At 64.6% G+C, this 22,593-nt stretch carries 19 protein-coding genes; 13 read left to right on the top strand and 6 right to left on the bottom strand.

The window, feature by feature from the left end; all coding sequences use genetic code 11:
* Positions 1-31: 31 nt before the first annotated feature.
* On the bottom strand, positions 32-1,435 hold the full coding sequence (locus ACVOLQ_RS12690) for a GntP family permease (RefSeq protein ID WP_481528241.1): 1,404 nt from the start codon (positions 1,433-1,435) through the stop codon (positions 32-34).
* Between the two features lie 155 nt (positions 1,436-1,590).
* Between ACVOLQ_RS12690 and ACVOLQ_RS12685 the strand changes: the two genes are divergently transcribed.
* The 4 genes from ACVOLQ_RS12685 (at position 1,591) to ACVOLQ_RS12670 (ending at position 8,573) form a co-directional block, all read left to right on the top strand.
* The gene (locus tag ACVOLQ_RS12685) at positions 1,591-3,789 is read left to right on the top strand and encodes a TonB-dependent receptor (protein ID WP_481528240.1); all 2,199 of its coding nucleotides are present in this window, start codon (positions 1,591-1,593) and stop codon (positions 3,787-3,789) included.
* An 11-nt stretch (positions 3,790-3,800) separates the two neighbouring features.
* The gene (locus ACVOLQ_RS12680; RefSeq protein ID WP_481528239.1) at positions 3,801-4,679 is read left to right on the top strand and encodes an alpha/beta fold hydrolase; all 879 of its coding nucleotides are present in this window, start codon (positions 3,801-3,803) and stop codon (positions 4,677-4,679) included.
* An 11-nt stretch (positions 4,680-4,690) separates the two neighbouring features.
* Positions 4,691-5,161, top strand: coding sequence for a MaoC family dehydratase (locus tag ACVOLQ_RS12675; RefSeq protein WP_481528238.1), 471 nt, complete (start codon positions 4,691-4,693; stop codon positions 5,159-5,161).
* A gap of 70 nt (positions 5,162-5,231) precedes the next feature.
* On the top strand, positions 5,232-8,573 hold the full coding sequence (locus ACVOLQ_RS12670) for a hybrid sensor histidine kinase/response regulator (RefSeq protein ID WP_481528237.1): 3,342 nt from the start codon (positions 5,232-5,234) through the stop codon (positions 8,571-8,573).
* 51 nt (positions 8,574-8,624) lie between these two features.
* Here the strand turns inward: ACVOLQ_RS12670 and ACVOLQ_RS12665 are convergent, their stop codons facing one another.
* The gene (locus tag ACVOLQ_RS12665; protein ID WP_481528236.1) at positions 8,625-9,299 is read right to left on the bottom strand and encodes a response regulator transcription factor; all 675 of its coding nucleotides are present in this window, start codon (positions 9,297-9,299) and stop codon (positions 8,625-8,627) included.
* Between the two features lie 89 nt (positions 9,300-9,388).
* Here ACVOLQ_RS12665 and ACVOLQ_RS12660 point away from each other — a divergent pair, with 89 nt between their 5' ends.
* Together ACVOLQ_RS12660 and ACVOLQ_RS12655 are read left to right on the top strand one after the other, a co-directional pair.
* Complete coding sequence (locus ACVOLQ_RS12660) at positions 9,389-11,230, top strand: 3-hydroxybutyrate oligomer hydrolase family protein (RefSeq protein WP_481528235.1); 1,842 nt, start codon at positions 9,389-9,391, stop codon at positions 11,228-11,230.
* Positions 11,231-11,254: 24 nt separating this feature from the next.
* On the top strand, positions 11,255-12,916 hold the full coding sequence (locus tag ACVOLQ_RS12655; RefSeq protein ID WP_481528234.1) for a fatty acid--CoA ligase: 1,662 nt from the start codon (positions 11,255-11,257) through the stop codon (positions 12,914-12,916).
* A gap of 377 nt (positions 12,917-13,293) precedes the next feature.
* Here ACVOLQ_RS12655 and ACVOLQ_RS12650 read toward each other — a convergent pair whose 3' ends face one another.
* The 3 genes from ACVOLQ_RS12650 to ACVOLQ_RS12640 all read right to left on the bottom strand — a co-directional run bounded on the left by ACVOLQ_RS12650 (position 13,294) and on the right by ACVOLQ_RS12640 (position 16,368).
* Positions 13,294-14,976: an amidohydrolase gene (locus tag ACVOLQ_RS12650; RefSeq protein ID WP_481528263.1), complete on the bottom strand. Its 1,683-nt coding sequence runs from the start codon at positions 14,974-14,976 to the stop codon at positions 13,294-13,296.
* Between the two features lie 99 nt (positions 14,977-15,075).
* A complete protein-coding gene (locus ACVOLQ_RS12645) occupies positions 15,076-15,816 on the bottom strand; it encodes a glycine zipper 2TM domain-containing protein (RefSeq protein ID WP_481528233.1) in 741 nt (246 codons plus the stop codon).
* Positions 15,817-15,933: 117 nt separating this feature from the next.
* A complete protein-coding gene (locus tag ACVOLQ_RS12640; RefSeq protein WP_481528232.1) occupies positions 15,934-16,368 on the bottom strand; it encodes an OsmC family protein in 435 nt (144 codons plus the stop codon).
* A 303-nt stretch (positions 16,369-16,671) separates the two neighbouring features.
* On the opposite strand from ACVOLQ_RS12640, the gene ACVOLQ_RS12635 reads away from it, so the two are divergent.
* The 4 genes from ACVOLQ_RS12635 (at position 16,672) to ACVOLQ_RS12620 (ending at position 18,840) form a co-directional block, all read left to right on the top strand.
* A complete protein-coding gene (locus tag ACVOLQ_RS12635; RefSeq protein WP_057627275.1) occupies positions 16,672-17,082 on the top strand; it encodes an HU family DNA-binding protein in 411 nt (136 codons plus the stop codon).
* Positions 17,083-17,290: 208 nt separating this feature from the next.
* Positions 17,291-17,599 (top strand): DUF3861 family protein, encoded by a 309-nt coding sequence (locus tag ACVOLQ_RS12630; protein WP_313170445.1) that lies wholly within the window; start codon positions 17,291-17,293, stop codon positions 17,597-17,599.
* A gap of 59 nt (positions 17,600-17,658) precedes the next feature.
* Positions 17,659-18,183: a hypothetical protein gene (locus ACVOLQ_RS12625; protein WP_481528231.1), complete on the top strand. Its 525-nt coding sequence runs from the start codon at positions 17,659-17,661 to the stop codon at positions 18,181-18,183.
* Between the two features lie 72 nt (positions 18,184-18,255).
* Positions 18,256-18,840 carry a YceB family lipoprotein gene (locus ACVOLQ_RS12620; RefSeq protein WP_313170442.1) on the top strand — a complete coding sequence of 195 codons (585 nt, stop codon included), beginning with the start codon at positions 18,256-18,258 and terminating at the stop codon, positions 18,838-18,840.
* A gap of 218 nt (positions 18,841-19,058) precedes the next feature.
* Here the strand turns inward: ACVOLQ_RS12620 and ACVOLQ_RS12615 are convergent, their stop codons facing one another.
* On the bottom strand, positions 19,059-19,526 hold the full coding sequence (locus tag ACVOLQ_RS12615) for an SET domain-containing protein (protein ID WP_313170440.1): 468 nt from the start codon (positions 19,524-19,526) through the stop codon (positions 19,059-19,061).
* A 690-nt stretch (positions 19,527-20,216) separates the two neighbouring features.
* Between ACVOLQ_RS12615 and ACVOLQ_RS12610 the strand changes: the two genes are divergently transcribed.
* From ACVOLQ_RS12610 to ACVOLQ_RS12600, 3 genes are read left to right on the top strand one after another with little or no spacing between them, the layout of a single operon-like run.
* Positions 20,217-20,663 carry an SUF system Fe-S cluster assembly regulator gene (locus ACVOLQ_RS12610; RefSeq protein ID WP_057627263.1) on the top strand — a complete coding sequence of 149 codons (447 nt, stop codon included), beginning with the start codon at positions 20,217-20,219 and terminating at the stop codon, positions 20,661-20,663.
* 19 nt (positions 20,664-20,682) lie between these two features.
* Positions 20,683-22,158 carry a Fe-S cluster assembly protein SufB gene (gene sufB, locus ACVOLQ_RS12605; protein WP_312370881.1) on the top strand — a complete coding sequence of 492 codons (1,476 nt, stop codon included), beginning with the start codon at positions 20,683-20,685 and terminating at the stop codon, positions 22,156-22,158.
* Positions 22,155-22,565: a lysozyme inhibitor LprI family protein gene (locus ACVOLQ_RS12600; protein WP_481528230.1), complete on the top strand. Its 411-nt coding sequence runs from the start codon at positions 22,155-22,157 to the stop codon at positions 22,563-22,565. The genes sufB and ACVOLQ_RS12600 overlap by 4 nt, the downstream gene beginning before the upstream one ends.
* The last annotated feature ends 28 nt before the right edge of the window (positions 22,566-22,593 follow it).

The following is a 22,593-nucleotide window of genomic DNA, read 5'->3' as shown; positions in this document are numbered from 1 at the left end:
GGGCCGCCGCCAGGGTGTTGCGACGCCGCCGTCAAACCCAGCCGGTGGCGTAATAGATGCCGATCACCACGAACACCGCCAGCGTCTTGATGATGGTCACAGCGAAAATGTCCTTGTAGGCCTGTCGATGGGTCAGCCCGGTGACCATCAACAAGGTGATCACCGCACCGTTGTGCGGCAGGCTGTCCATGCCGCCCGAGGCCATCGAGGCAACCCGGTGCAGCACTTCCATCGGAATGCCGGCTGCCTGCGCGTTCTCGATGAAGGTCTCCGACATCGCCGCCAGGGCGATGCTCATGCCGCCCGAGGCAGAGCCGGTGACGCCAGCCAACCCCGTAACCGTGACCGCCTCATGCAAGAGCGGGTCCTTGATCGAACCCAAGGCATTGGCCACCACCATGAACCCCGGCAATGCGGCGATCACTGCGCCAAAGCCATACTCCGAGGCAGTGTTCATCGCGGCCAACAAGGCGCCACTGATCGCGGTCTTGGTGCCATCGGCAAACTGGGTCACCACCGGCCGCCAGGCCAACAGCATCACCGACAGGATGCCCACCAGCAGCGCGCCCTCCACTGCCCAGATCGCAGCGATCTTCGGCACCTCCTGCACCACCGGTGCGGACTTGCCGAGGATGGACGGCACGAAGCTGTGCTCGGCGCCGTACCAGTGCGGGATACCCAGGGTAAACAGCTTGTTTGATACGAACACCAACAACAGCGGCAATACCGCGATCCCGGCATGCGCGAGATTGGTACCGGTGAACGGCACCGGCTCGTTGACCAGGGTTGCCGGATCGCCATAGCCCTCACCGTTGCGCACGGCAACACGGCGTCGCCACTCCAGGTAGGCCATGCCCACCGCCAGCACGAAGATGCTGCCGAGGATGCCAAGCACCGGTGCGGCCCAGGTATCGGTGCCGAAGAAGGTGGTCGGAATGATGTTCTGGATCTGCGGCGTACCTGGCAGCGCATCCATGGTGAAGCTGAAACCGCCCACCGCCAGCGTCGCCGGAATCAGCCGCTTGGGGATATTGCTCTGGCGGAACATCTCGGCGGCAAACGGATAGACCGCGAACACCACCACGAACAACGACACGCCGCCGTAAGTGAGCAGGCCCGACACCAGCACGATCGACAGCATTGCCCGCTGCGGGCCGAGCAGGCGGATCGCCGCTCCGACTATCGATTTGGAAAAGCCAGACAGCTCAATCAGCTTGCCGAACACCGCGCCCAGCAGGAATACCGGGAAGTAGAGCTTCAGGAAGCCGACCATCTTGTCCATGAACAAGCCGGTGAACATCGGTGCCACCAGCGACGGGTCGGTCAGCAACACGGCGCCGAGTGCGGCAATCGGCGCGAACAGGATCACGCTGTAACCGCGGTAGGCCACCAGCATGAGGAAGCCCAGCGCTGCAAGTACGATCAGTAACGACATACGGCGCTTCCGAGTGGAGAGGCGCCCAGTATCCTGATCTGATGGCCGCTGCCGACTGGACCTAGGTCCACTCGCTGGTGCACATCCGCGTCGCTAGCCTTGGCTCCGAGGGTGGCATGCGGCCATCTACAACGCACTTGCCTGGGGAGGACCGAATGAAGCGGAATTGTTTGAGCCTGATGATCGGCGCGCTGTTGGCCTCCGGGCCGGCATTGGCACAGGAAGCACAACCGGCTGCGGCGACGGAGGGCAAGGCCGCTTCGGCCACCAACCTGGACAGCATCACCGTCACCGCGCGCAAGCGCGAGGAAACCCTGCAGGAAGTGCCGGTCGCGGTCACCGCCTTCACCTCCGAAGCGCTGGACAAGTTGAACGTGCAGGACATCGCCGATCTCGACTCACAGGTACCCAACCTGACCATCTACGCGGCGCGCGGCGCCAGCAGCACGGTCACCGCCTACATCCGCGGCGTCGGCCAGTCCGATCCCACCTGGGGCGCCGACCCGGGCGTGGGCATCTACCTGGATGACGTCTATATCGCGCGTCCACAAGGTGCGCTGCTGGACGTGTTCGACGTCTCGCGCATCGAAGTACTGCGCGGCCCGCAGGGCACGCTGTACGGCAAGAACACCATTGGCGGCGCGATCAAGTACATCTCGCGCGGCCTGCCCACGCAGGTCGAGGGCTATGCCCAGATCACCGCAGGCAACTACAACCAGCTTGATGCCAAGGCGGCCATCGGCGGCCCGTTGGGCGGCGCCGACAGCGGCCTGCGCGGGCGCATCGCGGTGGCCAGCATGAACCGCGATGGTTTCGGCGAGAACACGCTTACCGGCCAGCCAATCAGCGACAAGCAGATCAATGCCGCACGCCTGACCCTGGGCGCCTATGCAGGCGACGACTTCGATGTGCAGTTCGCCTTGGACTGGATCGATGACCAGTCCGGCATGCGTGGCTCGAAGATGCTGGCGCGCAACCCGTTCACCCCGGCCTACCCGCCGATGGACGATCGTTACGACATCCGTTCGGGCATGCAGAACCTCAACAGCGTCGAGACCAAGGGCGCCTCGGCTACGGTGAACTGGCGTCCGAACGACGATATTGCACTGAAGTATGTGGTCGCCAAGCGCGAATCCGACAGCCACTCCAACATCGACTTTGACACCACGCCGGTCAAGCTGGCCGACGTCGGGGGCTTCTACGAGGACAGCCAGGTCAGCAACGAACTGCAGTTGAACTACGACGCCGGCGGCCGTGTGCGCGGTGTGGTTGGCCTGTACCAGTTCAGTGGCGAGGCCGGCGGGCAGATCCGCAACAACTTCTTCAACCTGCAGTTCGGCGATACCCGTGGCAAGGTGCTGACCGACAGCATCGCCCTGTACGCGGACTGGACCTTCGACCTGACCAACAAGCTCAAGCTCGACGTCGGCGCCCGCTACACCGACGAGGACAAGCGTGCGGTCGTGTTGAACCGTTTCTACTCCGACGCGACCTTCAGCCGCCCGATCGCAGTCGCTGCGGACTTCGACAAGACCACCAACTTCAAGAACGTCTCGCCGAAGGTGTCGCTGGATTACCAGATTACCCCGGACATCATGGTCTACGGTCTGGCCACGCGTGGCTTCAAGTCCGGTGGCTACAACATCCGCGCCAACGCCGTGGCGGTGCCGCGCTCGGCCGAGCCGTTCGACGACGAGACCGTCGACAGCTTCGAGATCGGCAGCAAGATGGGCTTTCTTGACTCGCGCCTGTTCCTGAACCTGTCGGCCTTCCACAACAAGTACAAGGACATCCAGCTGTCGGTGTTCACCGGCATCGACACCAATGGCGACGGCGTCAACGATGCCTTCTTCGGCGACTTCACCAATGCCGGCAAGGGCACCGTCAACGGCCTGGAAATCGAGTACCAGTACCTGCCGACGGCCAACTGGCTGATCTCCGGCAACCTGGCCTGGCTGGACACCAAGTACGACGAGTACATGGACCGTGGCGTCAACGTCGCCAAGCAGATGAGGTTCACCAACGCGCCGGATTTCTCGGGTGCACTGAACGTGGAATACCGCACCGAGCTGGCCAATGGCAGCAACCTGTCCGCCCGCGTGGGCTATAGCTACCAGAGCGAAGTGTGGCCGACCACCGACCTGAGCCCAGTGATCCGCCAGGACGGCTATGGTCTGGTCAATGCCGGCGTGATCTGGAAGCTCAATGACGCCTGGACCTTCTCGCTGCAGGGCACCAACCTGGCCGACAAGGAATACCGCACCACCGGTTACAACATCCCGGCAGTCGGCACCCTGATCGGTTTCTATGGCCCGCCGCGCCAGTACAGTCTCAGCGTCCGCTACGATTTCTAGGAAACACCTGCATGACCCAGTCTTACGATGATCTGTACTGGAGCAGCAACGATGGCCTGCGCCTGCACGCGCGCGACCATGCACCGGCCCCGGGGCAATCGCCCCGCCGCACGGTGGTCTGCATTCCCGGCCTGACCCGCAATGCCGCTGACTTCGATGCACTGGCCGAAACGCTGACCGCGGCCGGCTGGCGCGTGCTTGCGGTCGACCTGCGTGGCCGTGCGGGGTCGGCACGAGCGACCGACCCGACCAGCTACAACCCGCGCACCTACGCCGACGACATGGTGGCGCTGCTGCGTTCGCAGAAAATTGCCAAGGCGGTGTTCATCGGCACCTCGCTGGGCGTGCTGGTCACCATCACCCTGGCCTCGCGCGCACCGGAGCTGATCGTAGCAGCGGTGCTCAACGACGCCGGTCCCAAGGTGCAACGCGAAGCCCTGGCGCGGATCGGCAAGTATGCCGGCAAACCGTTGCCACCAATGGATCTGGACCAAGCGGCCGCTTACGCCGAATCCATCGGCAAGGCATCCTTCCCGCGTTTCACCGCCGAGGACTGGCGGGCGATGGCCTCGCGCAGCTTCCGCCAGCGCGACGACGGCCTGCTGGAACTGGACTATGACCCGGCCATCATCCGCACCACCCGACCATGGGTGCTGTGGCTGTTGCGGCCGGTGTTGTGGCGCGCGGTGCGCGGACTGACCTCACGGGTGCCGGTGCTGGTGGTGCGCGGTGCGCTGTCCGATATCCTGCCTGCCGATGTTGCCCAGCAGATGGCGGCTACGTCGCCGAACGCCAGCCTGGTCGTCGTGCCGGATGTTGGTCACGCACCGACCTTGTCCGAGCCCGAGGCGCATGATGCGATCCTGACCCTGCTTGGACGCCTGCAATGAGCGCCGGTGACATGACCAGGGAATTGCCGGAAGCCCTGCAGGCACTGCAGCAATGGGCCGCAAGCGAACGCCTTGGCAAGACCACGCACATCGCGCAGGCGCGCATCGATGCCTTCGCCGAGGCCACCGGAGACCACAACTGGATTCACGTCGATCCGGCCCGTGCGCAGGCCGGTTTGCCAGGCGGGACGACCATCGCCCATGGTTTCCTGCTGCTCTCGCTCACCGTCGAGGAGGACGTGGCCGCACTGGTCGGCTTTCCCGGCATCGCCCACGTACTGAACTACGGTTTGAACAAGGTGCGCTTTCTGGCGCCGGTACCCAGCGGCACCGATATCCGGGTGCGATCACGCCTAGTCTCACTGGAACCGCGCCAGCCCGGGCAATGGCTGCTGACCCAGCACAAGAGCGTGGAGCTGCAGCCCGGCGGCGAGGTGGCATTGGCCGCCGAGCAGTTGTCACTGATCGTGATCGCGCCCTGACGCGTCCCTGCATGGCAAGCGACCGGCGGGCATCCAGCACGCCGGCCACGGTTCTCTCTACACTGGAGCGATGTTGACGCCCTCCATCGTCCTGTTCGCCTGCATCGCGTGGACCGTGCTGCTGTTCGGCGTTGCCCTGTGGGGCGAGCGCCAGGGTCACCGCCTCGGCAGGATCTGGCCAGCCATCTACGCGCTGTCGCTGGCCGTGCACTGCACTGCATGGACGTACTACGGCGCTGCTTCGCAGGGCGTGCAATGGGGCTTCCCGATCCCGCCCACCTTGATCGGTATGGCGCTGATCTTCGCCTTCGGCCTGCCCTTCCTCGCGCGCCTGGGCAGGCTGGCCAAACAGCACAACAGCGCCACCATCGCCGACCTGGTGGTTGCACGGCTGCGCACCGACCAAGGCCTTGGTGTGACCATCACCCTGGTCGCGCTGTTCGGCATCATTCCCTATATCGCGCTGCAGCTCAAGGCGGTGAGCCAGGGACTCAGTGCACTGCTCGGTGACCAGTTCGCCGCCAACGGCTGGCAACTGGACATGTCGTTCTGGTTCGCGCTGACAATGGCGGCATTCACCATGTTGTTCGGCGCGCGCAAGGCCTCGGCCACCGAGCACAACCGCGGCATCGTGGTCGCGCTGGGGCTGGAATCGCTGCTGAAGTTGGCGGCGCTGCTGGCGATTGGCCTGTATGCGGCGATCTCGGTGCATCGGGCCGGCACGCCCTTGCTGGAAAAGATGGCGCACCTGCCACCGCCGGCGGTTATCCCCGACTTCCTGACCATGGTCGCGCTGGGCGCGATGGCGGCCTTCACCCTGCCCCATCAGTTCCATGTCGGCGTGGTCGAGCTGCGCCAGTCTTCCGATCTGAAGACCGCACGCTGGCTGTTCCCGCTCTACCTGCTGCTGATCGGCCTACCCTCGGTGCCGATGGCCTTGTCCGGTGCTGCACAACTGCCTGCGTCGGTATCGCCGGATCTGTACGTACTGGCCTTGCCGCAGGAACGCGGCCACCACCTGCTGGCGCTGCTTGCCTACCTGGGCAGCCTGAGCGCGGCCACCGGCATGATGATCCTGTCCGGCCTGACCTTGTCGATCATGCTCGGCAACCACGGCTTTGGCTCGCATCTGCTGGGTGGCATGAACGGCGGCGGCAACGATGCGGGTGCCGACCTGCGCCCGCGCGTGCTGGCATTCCGCCGCGCCGGCATCCTCGCCGTATTCCTGATGTCGTGGCTGTACAGCCGCGCCATGAGCGGCACCGAGGCGCTCAGCGATTTCGGCCTGATGTCCTTCACCGCCCTGTCGCAGCTGGCGCCGGCGGTGCTGCTGGCGGTGTATCGGCCGCGTACGCCCTCGCCTGCGATCATGGCCGGCATCGTGCTGGGCTCGCTGGTCTGGCTGTGGCTGGTGTTGCTGCCGATGGTGATCCCGGCACCCGATCCAACAACCGGCGGCGAAGGATTGCACTGGCTGGCGCTGTTCTCGCTACGCATGCAGCCCGGCCACATCGCCATCAGCATGGGCGCCAGCCTGGCGGTCAACCTGGTCAGCGTTGCGCTGGTGTCACGCGCGATCCGCCCATCGGCGCCACTGCAGAAGGACGCCGTGGCCGCGGCATCCATGCGCAAGACCGCCGGCCGCTTCCTCGGGCCGGAACGGGCGCGGCAATTGATGGATGGGCATGCCGGACAGATGCTGGATGACGACCGCGTCACCGCCATCGAGCGCGAGCTGACCGCCGTGGTCGGCGCAGGCATGGCGCGGCTGTTGGTCGAGGCAGCACGTGACGGCGGCGCCGCGCCGCTGGATGCGGTCACCCGCGCCGTCGGTGAAGCGACGCAGGCACTGCGTTTCAACCAGCGGCTGCTGGAAGCCGCATTGGAAAACATGAGCCAGGGCATCAGCGTGGTCGATGCGCAGCTGCAGCTGGTGGCCTGGAACAGCCGTTATGCCGCGCTGTTCAAGTTCCCGCCCGAACTGCTGCAGGTCGGGCAGCCGGTCGCCAACCTCACCGCATGGGCGCTGGGCGAACTGAAGATCGGCGAGGCGCCGGGTGACAACGTCGGCAAGGCGCTGAACCGTCGCATCGCGCATATGCGCCGTGGCACGCCGCATCTGTCCGAACGCATCTTCCCTGACAACACCATCGTCGAAATCCGCGGCAACCCCATGCCAGGCGGCGGCTACGTTGCCACCTTCACCGATGTCACCGCATTCCGCATGGCCGAGGACGCGCTCAAACGCAGCAATGAGACCCTGGAGCTCCGCGTGCAGGACCGCACCGCGCGACTGGAACAGGCCGTGCACGAAGCCGAGCGCGCGAACGTGGCCAAGACGCGCTTCCTGACCGCGGTCGGCCACGACCTGATCCAGCCCCTGCACGCCGCACAGCTGCTCACCGATGCGATGTCACAGCACATCGAATCGGAGTTCCTGGACAGCTTCCTGCGCCAGATCCGCGGCGCCCTGGATTCCACCGATGACCTGCTGTCGGGCTTGCTGGATATATCGCGACTGGAAGCGGGTGGACTGGTCGCCGATCCTCGCCCCTTCGCCTTGTCGACCGTGCTTGATCCACTGGCACAGGAATTCGCCGTGCTGGCAGCCGCGCGCGGCCTGCAGTTCCGCTACGTGCGCAGCCGCGTCTGGGTGCACAGCGATCCGCTGCTGCTGCGCCGCGTGCTGCAGAACTTCCTCGCCAATGCCATCCGCTACACCCGCAGCGGTGGCGTGCTGCTCGGCGTCCGCCGCCACGGCGACACGCTGACCATCGGCGTGCATGACAGCGGCCCCGGCATCACCCCGGAGCAACAGAGTGTGGTGTTCGAGGAGTTCCATCGCGGTGATCGCAGCAATGGCCAAGGACTGGGGCTCGGCCTGGCGATTGCGCACCGCATTGCCGACCTGCTGCACGCACCGCTGGCACTGCACAGCGTGGTCAATCGTGGCTCGGCGTTCTCCATCACGGTGACACGCGCAAGCCCGCCACCGGCCACACGCAATGACTCGCCCTCTGGCGGCACCAGCACCATCAAGGGCACCCGCGTGCTGGTGGTCGACAACGATGCGGACGCGCTGCAGGCGATGCGGCAGCTGCTGCTGTCGTGGGGCTGCGAGGTAAGCGCGTACAGCGACGCCAGCGGGATCGGTGCATCCGCACAGGAGGCGGACCTGTGGTTGTTCGACTACCACCTCGACGACGGTGACACCGGCGTCCAGCTGTGGAAGCGCCTGGACGGCGCACGCAGGCAGCGGCCGACCGTCATCCTCAGCGCAGACACCGGCAGCGATACGCGCGAGGCAGTACGCGAAGTTGGGCTGTCACTGTTGAACAAGCCGTTCAAGCCACTGGCGCTGCGCTGGGCTATCAACCATCTGCTGGCTACGCGCAGCACCGCAGCAACGTGACCCGAAGCAGACACTGCCGGATCCGCTGATCGGCCAGCGCCATATCGCGGATCAGGCGTCCTGCGTCTCTTCGATCTGCCGCGATGGATCGTTCAGCCCCATCTCATGCAGTACGCGGATCGCCTGCGCGCGGTTGCGTACACCGAGCCGGCCCATGATGCGGGTCATATGTGCCTTGATCGTGCGCAGCTGCACGCCAAGGCGATCGGCGATCTGTTTGTTGAGCAGCCCTTCGGCCACCAGGCTCAGTACCTTGTACTGGTGCGCGGACAAGCTGGCCAAACGCGCGGCCAGATCGGCGTCCTTGCTGAAGGGCGCAACCCGGGCAACGGTTTCACGCAGCATCGCCGGTATCCAGCGCTCGCCATCCAGCACGGTCTGCAAGGCCTGCTGCAGGTCCACCAGCCCCGAACTCTTGGGCAGGTAGCCGGCAGCGCCGAGGTCGATGGCGCGGCGGATCACATGCGGTTCTTCATTGGCCGAAACGATGATGATCGCCAGCCCCGGCTGCAGAGCGCGGATCGTCGCCAATCCGGCAAGGCCATGGTTGCCCGGCATATGCAGGTCCAGCAGCATCAGGTCGATCTGCTGGCTCTCGATAACCTCCAGCACGCTGTCCAGCGAATCGGCCTCGCTGATCTGCAGGTCGTCAACCGCCTCTTCGGCCGCGCGATGCAAGGCTGCGCGGAACAAGGGGTGATCATCGGCGATAAGCAGGGTCGGCATGTCCTGGCGAGGTTAGCAAATTAAGCTTGGGCCGGGCACGGGTACCTAGGTACGCTGGCATGTAAACATTGGCTTGCTAGTGTGAGGCAATGAACATCCCCCGCCCCGTTACCCTGCTTTGCGCCGCGCTGCCGCTGTTGGGCTGCGTTTCCGTCATCCAGGCCGCGACGCCCAGCCCTGCCGCTGCCGTGCCCGTGTTCGAACAATGGCGCGAAACCGAGCACCGCGGCGGCGATGATCTGCTGACCGCAGGGTTGGGCCTCGATGGCCTGCGCGTCGCCACTGCACCGGCATTTGCCAGCGCAGGCCAGCCGACCGCCGAGGAAGCACGCCGCCGCGCGATCTGGAGCAGCTGGCGCGGCATTGCCGACCTCACCCCCGGCGGCGGCTTCGGCGATGTCTACGGCAATCTTCAGGCAGCACCGGGCCGGGAGTTTTCGGCCTATGCGCGCCTCTCCGGCGCACATCAGCCGCATCGCGTGCTGGTGCAGATTCCCGACAATTTCGATCCGGCAAAGCGCTGCCTGGTAGCCGCAGCCTCCTCCGGCTCGCGCGGCATCTACGGTGCGATTTCGGTTGCCGGCAGCTGGGGCCTGGCCCATGGCTGCGCGGTCGCCTATACCGACAAGGGCACCGGCAGCGACTATTACGACCTCGGCGCCAGAAGCGGCTTCCAGGCCGACGGTACGCCTGCGACGCAGGGCGCACTTGCCTTCGTTCCAACCGACACCAAAGCCACGCACGGCATCGCCTTCAAGCACGCCCATTCCGGTGACAACCCGGAAGCGGACTGGGGCCGGCACCTGCTGCAGGCGCTGCAGTTCGGCTTGCAGGCACTGGACCGCGCCTATCCGCAATCGGCACCGTTCACACCCGCCAATACGCGCACGCTGGGCGCAGGCGTTTCCAATGGCGGTGGCGCGGTACTGCGCGCGGCCGAGATCGAGGGCGACTGGTTCGACGCGGTGGTCGCAGGCGAACCGAATGTCTCGGTGGCCGGCGCCCCGCCGCTCTACGACTTCGTCACCCAATCCGCCCTGTTGATGCCCTGCGCGCTGCTTGCGCTGGATGATCTGCCGCAGCCGCCGATGCAGGCACAGGCAGCACCGGCATGGACCCAGCGGTGTGCCATCCTGAAATCGGCCGGACTGGTGCAAGGCGATGACACCGCCGCACAGGCACAGTCGGCACGCCAGCAACTCGCCGATGCCGGGCTCAGCGATGGCGCGTTGCGCGCCGGTGCGTTCTCGACCGGCTTCGACCTGTGGCGCGCAATCGCGGTGACCTATGCCTCGGCCTATGGTCGCTACGGCGCGGGCGAACATCCTTGCGCTTACAGCTACTCTGCTGTCGGTGCGGACGGCAAACCCGTTCCTGCAGCCGCCGAGCTGCGCGCAAGCTGGTGGAGCGAAGGCAGCGGCATTCCGCCCGGCAGTGGCGTGGTGCTGGTGGACGGCAATGCCGCACAGTCGACGGAGGACCCGCTGCGCGGGCTGAACTGCCTGCGTGCGCTCGGCCTGGGTGACAGCGCCGATGCCAAGCGCGTGCGCGCCGGCATTGCCGATGCTGCCGCCAAGGCGCCGCGTCGCGGTCTGCCGATTGTGATCATCCACGGCATCGACGACGGATTGGTGCCGATCAGCATGACCAGTGACCGCTATGTACCGCTCGCACGCACGGCGGGTACGCAGATCGCCTATTGGCGCGTAAGCAACGGCCAGCACTTCGACTCGCTGCTGGCCTTCCCGGATTATCGCAAGCGCTATGTGCCGCTGCTTCCCTACATGTTTGCGGCGATGGATCAGGTGTGGGATCACCTCGAAGATCCCGCGCGCGCCCTGCCGCAGGATGCGCTGATCCAGCCAAAGCCGCGCGCGGAAGCACCGTTGCAGCGCGCGCAGCTGTCCATTCCCACAGTCTCCGGCCGCTGACACGCTGCCAACCAGGGTATCCAGATGTCACTCGCTACAAGCCCCGACCAAGCCGAATCCAGCACCTACGCCTATCCGCTGCTGATCAAGCAGCTCCTGCACACACCGCTCGCGATCAATCCCGATCAGGAAATCGTCTACGGCGACAAGGTCCGCTTCGACTACCGCACGCTGCAGGCGCGTATCGGCCAACTGGCCGGCCTGCTGACGTCACTGGGCGTGAAGCCCGGCGACACCGTGGCAGTGATGGACTGGGACAGCAACCGCTACCTGGAAAGCTACTTCGCGGTGCCGATGATCGGCGCGGTGCTGATGACGGTGAACATCCGCCTGGCCCCGGAGCAGATCGCCTATACGCTGAATCACAGCAGCGCGCGGGTGATCCTGGCCAACCGCGAGTTCCTGCCGGTGCTGGAGAGCATTGAAGAGCAGCTGCCGGGCCTGCGCACGCGGGTGCTGCTGGACGATGAAGCAGGCCCGCTGCCGGATGGCTTCGCCACCGAGTACGAAGCCGGTCTGCGCGGCGCCGAGCCGGTCCGCAACTTCCCGGACTTCGACGAGAACACCCGCGCCACCATGTTCTATACGACCGGCACCACCGGTCTGCCCAAGGGCGTTCTCTTCAGCCATCGCCAGCTTGTCCTGCACTCATTGGCGGCGATGGCCGCGCTGGGCAGTGCGCCCAAGCAGGGCCGGCTGCATCGCGGCGATGTCTACATGCCGATCACGCCGATGTTCCATGTGCATGCCTGGGGCATGCCGTACGTGGCCACGCTGCTGGGCATCAAGCAGGTGTATCCGGGCCGCTACCTGCCGGGCAAGCTGCTGGACCTGATCGCGCGCGAGAAAGTGACGTTCTCGCATTGCGTACCAACCATCCTGCATATGCTGCTTGCCCATCCCACGTCGGCAGACACCGATCTGCGCGACTGGAAAGTCATCATCGGCGGCGCCGCACTGCCGCGTGCGCTCGCCCGGCAGGCCTTGGCACGCGGCATCGATATCTTCGGCGGCTACGGCATGTCCGAAACCTGCCCGCTGCTCACCCTCGCCCAGATCGATGTGGATGCCCTGGCCGGCACCGATGAGGAGCTGTCGCTGCGCACCAAGGCCGGTATTCCGGTACCGCTGGTCGAGCTGCGCATCGTCGATGAAGAGATGAACGAAGTCGCCCACGACGGCATCGCCACCGGCGAAGTGGTAGTGCGCGCCCCGTGGCTTACCCAGGGCTACCTCCACAATCCAGAAGCATCGCAAACCTTGTGGGCCGGCGGCTATCTGCATACCGGCGACATCGGCAACATCGACGGCGGCGGCTACCTGCTCGTCACCGACCGCATCAAGGACGTGATCAAGACCGGCGGCGAGTGGATCTCTTCACTCGCGCTGGAAGACATCATCGCCATGCACCCAGCGGTCAACGAGGTCGCGGTGATCGGCATTGCCGATGCCAAATGGGGCGAGCGGCCGCTGCCGCTGGTGGTCAGGCATGCAGGCAGCACGGTTACCGAGGCCGAGATCATCGAGCTGGTCGCCGCCCGCAGCCGCGCAGGCGACATCTCCCGCTACGCGATCCCCGACCGCGTCAGCTTCGTCGATTCGATAGAGCGCACCAGCGTCGGCAAGATCAACAAGAAGAAGCTGCGCAGCCTGCATGACCTGCCGGTGGGTCCAGCCGGCGGCTGAAATCGAGCTCGCGACAGAGGGTTTTGTAGGAGCGGTGTAAGCCGCGAAGCTGGCAGCAATGAAGTTACCAACAAGCCCGTAATCTGATGGATCACGAGCTTCGCGGCTGACGCCGCTCCTACAAAGAAGCACCACGCCAGCACTTCGCGGGCCGAAGCCAGAAGCGCGGTTTCTGTCAGCATTCCTGCAACGCAGATTTTGTAGGAGCGGCGTAAGCCGCGAAGCTCGCAGCAATGAAGCGATCAACATCCCCGTAAAGCGAGCTGCGCGGCTTACGCCGCTCCCACACAAAGAAGAAAACCGATGCCAAGGGTTTGGCATCGGTTTTCGGGTGACTCAACGTTCAAGTGGAAAGCACTACCGAAGCTGCGGGGGCTTCAGCCCTCCGGCGTAGCCGCCTTGTAAACCGGCTCACCATCAACCCAGGTCGACAGCACCTTCAGGTCATCCAGCTGGTCGGCAGCGACCTTCAACGGGTCACGATCCAGCACCACGAAGTCGGCTCGCAGGCCGCGCTGCAGCTTGCCGACCTGGGCTTCGTCATGACCCGCCCAGGCCGCGTCGCTGGTGAAGCCGCGAAGCGCTTCGGCGGCGCTCAGGCGCTGCTCCGGCTGCCAACCACCCGGCGGCTGGCCGTCGCGGTCCTGGCGAGTCACTGCCGCATACAGGCCCAAGCGCGGATCAACCTGCTCCACCGGGAAATCCGAGCCCAAGGCCAGACGCGCGCCACTATGCAGGAAGCGCTGCCAGGCGTAGGCACCCAGGATGCGTTCCGGCCCAACCCGCTGCTCGGCCCAACCCATGTCCGAGGTGGCATGGGTCGGCTGCATCGAGGCGATCACGCCGAGCTTGGCGAAGCGTGGGATGTCCTGCAGCGACACCACCTGCGAGTGTTCGATGCGCCAGCGATGATCGGCGTCCTTGTGGGTGCCCAGCACCTTCTCGTAGGTATCCAGCACGATGCGGTTGCCGCGATCACCGATCGCATGGGTGGCAACCTGCACCTTGCAGCCGTCGGCCTTGCGCACGGCGACTTCGAACTCCTCCGGCGAGGTCATCAGCAGGCCGTGGTTATGCGGGTCGTCGCTGTAAGCGGTGAGCAGGGCTGCACCGCGGCTGCCCAATGCGCCGTCCATGTACAGCTTGACCCCACGCATCTGCAGGCGGCCGCCAGGATGGGCGTACAGGCCGGCCTTGCACAGGTCCTCCAGCGCTTCGTTGTTGCCATCAGCATAGGCGTCGATGCGCAGCGGCAGCTTGCCCTGGTCGGCCAGACGCTTCATCAGCGCCAGGTCCTCGCGCGACACGCCCATGTCATGCACACCGGTCAGACCATTGCTGACCGCCGCCTGCAGCGCAGCCTGCAGGCGCTTTTCGCGCGAAGCATCGTCCAACGCGGGGATCTGCGAATAGACCAGCGACGCCGCACCATCGACCAGCACGCCACTCGGCTTGCCAGCAGCATCGCGAAGAATGCGCCCGCCCTCCGGCTGCCAATCACCGGACAACGACTTGCCGGCCTTTTCGGCAATGCGGATGGCTGCGCTGTTGACCCAGCCAGCATGGCCGTCGACACGTTCCAGGTAGAGCGGCCGCTGCGGGAAGGCAGCGTCCAGATCGGCAGCGGTGGGGAAATCGGTGTTGTCCCAACGGTTCTGGTCCCAGCCACGGCCCAGCAGCCACTCGCCTGGCGCCAGCGTCTTTTCGAACGCCTTCAGCCGTTCCAGCACTTCGCCACGGTTGCGCGCACCCGTCAGATCAGCCTGCATCAGGGTATTGCCAAGGCCCATGATGTGCGCGTGGGCATCGATCAAGCCTGGCACCACCGTCGCATTGCCGACGTCGATGCGCGGGGCCTGCGGGTACAACTGCAGCAGCGCATCGGCGCTGCCCACATCCAGTACCTTGCCGCTGTCACTTTCCCAGGCGATGGCGCCCACCAGCGGTAGCGCCGGATCGCCGGTGCGGATCGTATCGGCCACCAGCAGCTTGACCTCGGCCTGGGCCGGGACTGCATGCAGACAGGGGAGCAACAGGGCCACACAGGCAAAACGACGCATCACGCACCCTCCAGAACGGAATGCGTGGACTATGCCGTCATCCATCCGGCCTGACAAACCGTGCCCTGCACCTCATTCGGGCAGAAACGCCCGTCGTGCTCAGTCGGCGCTTACGTCGACGCGTACGCGGATCTGTTCGCCCGGGTGGTAATCGCGATGGGTGCGGTATTGCCGGCCCGCGTATTCGTAGGTGACGTCGTAGCCATCGACCCGCTCGCTCTCGCTGCCATAGCCGCTGGGCTCGCAGACGCGCACGTCACCGCGCTGGTAATTGGGCCGGTTGCTGGCTTCGTAGATGGCGCGCCCCGCGGCGCCGCCTGCAATGGTACCGACCGCGGTGCCCAGGTAGCGGCCGTCGCCGCCGCCGATGCGGCTGCCGAGCACGGCGCCAGCCAGGCCACCGATCACCGTCGCCAGTTGCCGGCCAGTCTCGTTGCCCTGCCGGTACTGGCCGTTGTCATAGCCGCGTTCGTCGTAGCCGTCGTTGCGATAGGTGTTGTTGCCGTAGCGATTGTTGCCATAGCCGCCGACCTGGTAGCCATTGTTGTCCACATAGCCGCCATCATTGCGCTCATAGCAGCGCTCATTGCGACCCTGGCTGCCATTGACGATGACCGGGTCCACCCGCACCACTCGCGCGTAGTCGTACACCGCGCCATTGGTAAGGGTGTTACCGCCGCGGTACTGGCCGTCGTCGTAACGGGGATCCGGCCGGTACTGACCGTCATCGTAAGAGTCGTTGGGACGATATTGGCCATCGTCATAACGCTGCGCGGACGCATCGGCGGCAACCAGCCCACCGGCAAACAGGACAGCGGCAACAGCTAGCGATCGACACATGGCAGCAACCACTCCGGCGGGAATGAGGAACGAGGTATGGGAATGCTCAGGCGCGACGGGTGAAACGATCCTGAACCGGCCCGGCTAGCGTCCCACGCTGGCCGGGCCAAGACCCTGTCAGGCTGAAAACTCGGTATCCAGGCTGATCGGTACCGCACTGAGTGCCTTGGAGACGGGGCAGTTCTGCTTGGCGTCATCGGCAATTGCGCGGAACCGGGTCTCGTCCAGGCCAGGCACCACGGCCTTTACCTTGAGGCGGATCTGCGACAGTTGGGGGCCCCCTTCCATCGACAGGTCGACGTCGGCCCGTGTGTCCAGCGACGTCGGCGAAAAACCGGCCTCACTGAGCTTGGCTGACAGCGCCATGGTGAAGCAACCGGCATGTGCGGCGGCAATCAGTTCTTCGGGATTGGTGCCTTTTTCATCGCCAAAGCGGCTGTTGAAGGCATAGCGGGTGTTCTCCATCAGGCCACTCTGCGGCGTGCTCAGTCGGCCCTGCCCAGTCTTCAGATCACCTTCCCAATGTGCGGTTGCGTGACGCGATATACCCATGGTGGAACTCCTCGTGGTGGATGGCACAGGCAGCCTAAACCACGTCGTGTTAGCAGCTTGTGCGGCATCGCCACACGCTGTCCCGGCGTGCCCGCCAACGTGGGGCGACAGCGGTACGGAGCACGGCTCAGCCCTGTTTTTGCATGACTTCCGGCACCGATTTGTTGTCCAAATACGCCCACAAGCAATTTTTATGGGCTTTTTCTTCAATTACCTATTGGCGTCACGCAATTCATGCCCTACATTTCGCTTGCCGACGGGGTCGGCACGACCAACAACCAACCGTTCACGGAACAGGAAATCATGGCAAAGACCGCTAAAAAGGCTGCCCCGAAGAAGGCAGTGAAGAAAGTAGCAACGAAGGCTGCAACCAAGGCCGCCGCCAAGCCGGCCGCACCGAAGCCGATCAAGGAAGCTCTGACCAAGTCCGGTCTGGTCGCCCACATCGCTGAAGCCACCTCGGTCGCTGCCAAGGACGTGCGCGCTGTGTTCGCCGCCCTGGAAGGCGCCGTTGCCGCTTCGGTCAACAAGAAGGGCGCTGGCTCCTTCACCCTGCCGGGCCTGCTGAAGATCTCCACCGTGAGCGTTCCGGCCAAGCCGAAGCGCAAGGGCATCAACCCGTTCACCAAGGAAGAGCAGTGGTTTGCCGCCAAGCCGGCCACCACCAAGCTCAAGGTGCGTCCGCTCAAGAAGCTCAAGGACGCTGCGCTGTAATCAGCGCGCCCCTTGGCAAGAAAACGGGACGGCCCAGCCGTCCCGTTTTTTTTTGCTTGAACGAGGACGGAAAGCGTTCCCATGGGTCGCAGCGTTCCGCCCGTGGCATGGGGAAAACACTGGAACACAGCGTCATGGTTCGATGCCTCGTACCCACGCCGGCACCGGCCTATGGTGGCCACTCCCCCGCTTCCCTCCGTAGTCCGCCATGTCCATCAGCAAGCATCGCTACCGTATCTCCGTCACGCCGATCGAGACCGACGGCCAGCAGTGCAGCGGCCGTTGCACGATCGAATTCGAACAACGCAGCCAGTACAACTGGATGCGCCAGCTGGAGTCCGCACAAGGCCAACGCCGGCTGTCCTGCAATGAGGATGCAGGCGTGGTGGTTGTGACCGGCCTGCTGGAAACCCTGGCCGAGTCGGCCGCCAAGCCCGAAAACCTGCTGAGCGCCCTGCAGCCCGAGCTGGACCAGCTGCTGCACAAGCTGAAACAGCTGCAGAGCCCGGCCGAATAAGCGGCTGGCAGCAGCACCTGCGGGCCGCTTAGACTGGCGGCAACTTCCAGGAGCGGCCGATGCGCGCCTACCCGTTGTTGATCGTCACTGCCCTGCTCGCCGGTTGCTCCTGCCAACGCAGCGCGGATGTAGCCGATACCCCGGACGCCGCATCGGCATCGGCATCAGCCGCACCGGCACCAACGCCAGCGCTGGAAAAACCGGACCCGCAGGCGCAGAACGATGCAGCCGTCCGCAGGCAAGCTGCCATTGCCGCCCCGGTGATACATGCCTATCTGCAGGCATTGTTCGAGAACAACGGCCAGTCCGATGCGTTCTGGGCAGGCGGCCGACCATCGCCACAACCCGACGATGCCGGTTTACGCGCCGTGTTGCCAACGATGACCAGCTTGCGCGTCCACAATGGCCAGGCAATCGCACTTGATCGCGAATCGCCACCGCAGGCGCTGGAAATTCCGGTGGACATCCGCCTGACCAGCGCGGCGGGAAACCAGCGTTTCAAGGGCTGGTACCGGGTACGCCCGCGGATCGAGGGGGATCGCTGGGAAATCACCTCGGCATCGCTGCAGCCTGAATTGAATTGATCCTGCTAATTGGCCGTTCACCCGCAGCGGTTATCGTGCTGTTCCAGCCTGCCCCATCACCGAGTACGTCCGATGAATCTGCGTTCCCTGCTCCTTCCCAGCATTGCCTGGATCGTCCTGGCCGGCAGCGCCCATGCCGCACCACAGATCAATGGCAAACAATTGAGCGTCGGTGCTGCCGACGTACAGCAGTACCTGGATGGCAGCTTCCCGCGTACGCAGAAGGCCTTGGGTGGTCTGCTTGCACTTACCGTCAGCCAGCCGCGCCTGACCCTGCCCCAGGGCAGCCGCCTGGACCTGGGTTTCAACCTGGCCATGGCCGCCGGTGGCTCATCGATGCCGGTGGGCGATGTGCAGATCAGCAGTGGCCTGCGCTACGACGCACAGACCCAGGGCTTCCACCTGGACCAGCCCACCGTGGATGGCTTCCGCCCCAGTGCCGGTGGCGGCGAGTTGGATTCAAGCACCCGCAGCCTGCTCAACAGCTGGCTAGCCGACTACGCCCGCCGCGAGCCGATCTACAGGATCGACCCGGCCATCGCCAAGGTGATGGGCGTGCTGCAGGTGAAGTCGGTGGGCATCCAGAACGGCCGCATCGCGGTGGACTTCAACCAGAACCTGGGCAATTTCGTGCCGCAGGGGCTGCTGGGGAACTGAGCGAGTCTGCCGATGGAAACGAAAGAGGCCGCGATTGCGGCCTCTTTCAGTTTGTTTCTTTGTAGGAGCGGCGTAAGCCGCGAAACTGGCGGTGTGTCAGCCTCGAAGCCAAGCCTTCCCCAAAAAGAATCGCTTCGACATTTATCGGCAACAGCTGAGCTGGCAGTGGCTTCGCGGCTTACGCCGCTCCCACAAAACCAGGCCACGCCCCCAGAGGCTCAGCGCTTGGGCTGCAGCATCGTGCCGGTGCACTTGGGCGAGCCGCAACGGCACTCCCAGATCTTCTTCAGACGCGGGGTGTGGCGCTCGGCCAGGGTGATGCCGTAGTTGTAGGTCAACTCTTCGCCCGGCTTGATATCGCGGATGGCTTCGATGAATACCTTGTCGGCGGTGCGATCATCGCCTTCGACCTCCTCGATCATCGCCTCACAGTTCGGATCGCAGCTGTGGTTGATCCAGCGCGCGTCGTTGCCCTTGTAGTTGGCATCGATGACGTAGTCATCATTCAAGGTGAACAGGAAGGTGTGGCCGGTTTCCACGTCACCCGCATCGTCCGCGTCCACTTCTGCATGGGTACGGCGCTTGCCCTTGTATTCGATGACGCGCTCGCCCTTCTTGATGTCCGCGACGGCGAAGACGCCGTTGCCGTGGATGGAGGATTTGCGTGCCTGGATCTTCTTGGGCATGTACATGGCCGGAACGTGAGTGAGGCGGTGATTCTCGCCCATCGGGCAAGACAACCCAAGGGGAAGCACTGGGATTGGGGATTCTGCTTCCGCTCTGCAGCGAATCGACGGCATGAAGCAGCGACTGCGCCGTCCCCTCTCCTGCCTTCGGCATCCTCTCCCGCAAGGGGAGAGGAGAAGATCAATGGCTCCGCGTGCACCTGCTCTTGCCCCCTCTCCCCTAGCGGGAGAGGGTTGGGGAGAGGGGTAGCTCTTGGCGCGGAATTGAAGCCCACCACTATGTGCGCCTGACTTTTTGGGGAAGTAGAAGCCAAAAGCAGCGGCTGCGCCGCTCCCCTCTCCTGCCTTCGGCATCCTCTCCCGCAAGGGGAGAGGAGAACATCAATGGCTCCGCGTGCATCTGCTTTTGCCCCCTCTCCCCTTGCGGGAGAGGGCTGGGGAGAGGGGTAGCTCTTGGCATGGAATTGAAGCCCACTAACTATGTGCGCCTGACTTTTTGGGGAAGTAGAAGCCAAAAGCAGCGGCTGCGCCGTCCCCTCTCCTGCCTTCGGCACCCTCTCCCGCAAGGGGAGAGGAAACAGCCGCAGTCCCATGATTAGCTGGGGTTTTCTGCCAGCTGAACGGTAAAACTTGGCCGCCCGGACCAGAAAGCGTACAATTTTGGTCCACATTGATACCCCCGCTCCCGCAATGCTGCGCGTCACCAAGCTCACCGATTACGCCACCGTCGTCCTGACCGTGCTTGCCGCACGGCCAGCCGAAGTGCTGAGCGCGACCGACCTGGCTGAAGCTGCCGGATTGGAGCCGCCCACCGTCAGCAAGCTGCTCAAGCCGCTGGCCCAGGCCGGTCTGGTCGAAGGCCTGCGCGGCGTGCATGGCGGTTACCGGCTCACCCGCCCGGCCTCGGAGATCACCCTGATCGAGATCCTGGAAGCAATGGAAGGTCCGCTGGCCATCACCGAATGCAGCCAGGAGCAGAGCCAGTGCGGCCTTGCCGGGCAGTGCGGTGTGCGCTCGAACTGGCGGCTGATCAATGACGTGGTTTCCGATGCCCTGCGCGGCGTCACCCTCGCGCAGATGCTGCACCCCTTACCGCTTGCCGACCGTCGCCGCATCAGCGCCGACGTCGTCTCCTGAACAACCGTAGGCAGCCCTGATGGCCACCGAAATCATCGAACCGGTCGACACCGTCGACAGCCCGAACCGTGAAATCCATGAGCAATTGGGTCGTAAATACGACGCAGGCTTCGTCACGCTGATCGAATCCGAGTCATTCCCCCCCGGCCTGGACGAGGACGTCATCCGCGCCCTCTCGGCCAAGAAGGACGAGCCCGAGTGGATGACGCAGTGGCGCCTGGACGCCTACCGCCACTTCCTGACCATGCGTCAGCCGGACTGGGCCAAGCTCGAGATCGCGCCGATCGACCTGCAGGCGCTGAGCTACTTCTCCGCGCCCAAGGGCCCGAAATACCAGTCGCTGGACGAAGTGCCCAAGGAATTGCTGGACACCTATGAAAAGCTCGGCGTGCCGCTGCATGAGCGCGCGAAGCTGGCCGGCGTGGCAGTGGATGCGGTGTTCGACTCGGTCTCGGTCGGCACCACCTTCCGCAAGGAACTGGCCGAGAAGGGGGTGATCTTCTGCTCCATCTCCGAGGCCATCCGCGACTATCCGGAGCTGGTACAGAAGTACCTGGGCTCGGTGGTACCGGTCGGCGACAACTATTTCGCCGCGCTCAACTCGGCGGTGTTCTCCGACGGCAGCTTTGTCTTCATCCCGGCCGGCGTGCGCTGCCCGATGGAGCTGAGCACCTATTTCCGCATCAACGCCAGCAATACCGGGCAGTTCGAGCGCACCTTGATCATCTGCGAAGACAAGGCCTACGTCTCCTACCTGGAAGGCTGCACCGCGCCGATGCGCGATGAAAACCAGCTGCACGCCGCGGTGGTCGAGCTGGTGGCGCTGGAAGATGCCGAAATCAAGTATTCGACCGTGCAGAACTGGTACCCGGGTGACGAGAACGGTGTCGGTGGCATCTACAACTTCGTCACCAAGCGCGCCGAATGCCGTGGCGCGCGCTCCAAGGTGACCTGGACCCAGGTGGAAACCGGCTCGGCCATCACCTGGAAGTACCCGTCCTGCGTGCTGCTGGGCGACGACTCGGTGGGCGAATTCCACTCGGTCGCGCTGACCCACCACCGTCAGCAGGCCGATACCGGCACCAAGATGATCCACGTCGGCAAGCGCACCAAGAGCAAGATCATCTCCAAGGGCATCAGCGCCGGCCGTGGCCAGAACACCTACCGCGGCCTGGTGCGGGTTGACCGTGGTGCCGAAGGCGCGCGCAACTACACCCAGTGCGACTCGCTGCTGATCGGCAAGAAGTGTGGCGCCCACACCTTCCCCTATATCGAGGTGAAGAACCCCAGCGCCACCGTCGAGCACGAGGCCACCACCTCCAAGATCTCCGACGACCAGCTGTTCTATTGCCGCGCCCGCGGCATCGACCAGGAAAACGCGGTGTCGATGATCGTCGACGGCTTCTGCAAGCAGGTCTTCAAGGAACTGCCGATGGAGTTCGCGGTGGAAGCCAAGAAACTGCTGGAAGTCTCGCTGGAAGGATCGGTCGGATGAGCCGCCTGTCGCTGCTACTGCTGGCCGTGCTGCCGTTCGCCGCCTTCGCCGCGTCGCCGGGCAAGGCCTGCGACGATGCCCGCACCCAGCTGGATATCAACGAATGTGCGGCCGCCGAAGCCACCGCCGCTGACGCCGAGCTCAACGCCGTGTACCGGCAGGTGATGCAGAAACTGCAGGGCCAGCAGGTCGCCATCGACAAGCTGCGCGCCGCCCAGCGCCTGTGGATCCCGCTGCGCGATGCCGACATCGAAGCGCGCTACCCGGTCGGCAAGGACGAGAACCCGCGCGTCCTGTACGGCTCGATGTACCCGATGCTGTATTCGGCCAACAAGGCCGAACTGACCCGGCAGCGCACCCAGTGGCTGCGCGCCACCTTCCTCGATCGCGCCGAAGGCGAGCTCTGATCGCCCCGCACCCTACATATTGAAGAAC

This window comes from Stenotrophomonas sp. STEN031 (genome assembly GCF_056759975.1).
The sequence above is the reverse complement of the archived record's forward strand: the minus strand, read 5'-3'. Positions and strand labels throughout refer to the sequence as shown.